Genomic DNA, 433 nt, shown 5'->3' with positions numbered 1-433 from the left:
CACACCTGTTCCCATGCCGAACACAGAAGTTAAGCTCTTTAGCGCCGATGGTAGTCGGACTTACGTTCCGCGAGAGTAGGACGGTGCCAGGTAAAATAAATGGAGAATTAGCTCAGCTGGGAGAGCATCTGCCTTACAAGCAGAGGGTCGGCGGTTCGAACCCGTCATTCTCCACCATTTGCCGGCCTAGCTCAATTGGTAGAGCAACTGACTTGTAATCAGTAGGTTGGGGGTTCAAGTCCTCTGGCCGGCACCATTATCAAGAGCCATTAGCTCAGTTGGTAGAGCATCTGACTTTTAATCAGAGGGTCAGAGGTTCGAATCCTCTATGGCTCACCATTTATAAGCGGGTGTGGCGGAATTGGCAGACGCACTAGACTTAGGATCTAGCGCCTTACGGCGTGGGGGTTCGACTCCCTTCACCCGCATATAT

The 433-nt window shown here is 51.7% G+C and carries 4 tRNA genes and 1 rRNA gene; all 5 read left to right on the top strand.

From position 1 onward, the window contains the following. A 5S ribosomal RNA gene (gene rrf, locus CD122_RS11295) occupies window positions 1-92 on the top strand; the annotation flags it as partial. Between the two features lie 9 nt (window positions 93-101). After that, window positions 102-177: transfer RNA gene (locus CD122_RS11290), tRNA-Val, on the top strand. A 3-nt stretch (window positions 178-180) separates the two neighbouring features. After that, a tRNA-Thr gene (locus tag CD122_RS11285) sits at window positions 181-256 on the top strand. A 7-nt stretch (window positions 257-263) separates the two neighbouring features. Beyond that, a tRNA-Lys gene (locus CD122_RS11280) sits at window positions 264-339 on the top strand. 7 nt (window positions 340-346) lie between these two features. Then, window positions 347-428 (top strand) — tRNA-Leu (locus CD122_RS11275). Window positions 429-433: the final 5 nt, after the last annotated feature.

This window comes from Staphylococcus rostri (assembly GCF_002902145.1).
Taxonomy (GTDB): Bacteria; Bacillota; Bacilli; order Staphylococcales; family Staphylococcaceae; genus Staphylococcus; species Staphylococcus rostri.
This window is presented reverse-complemented; position numbering and strand designations above follow the sequence as displayed.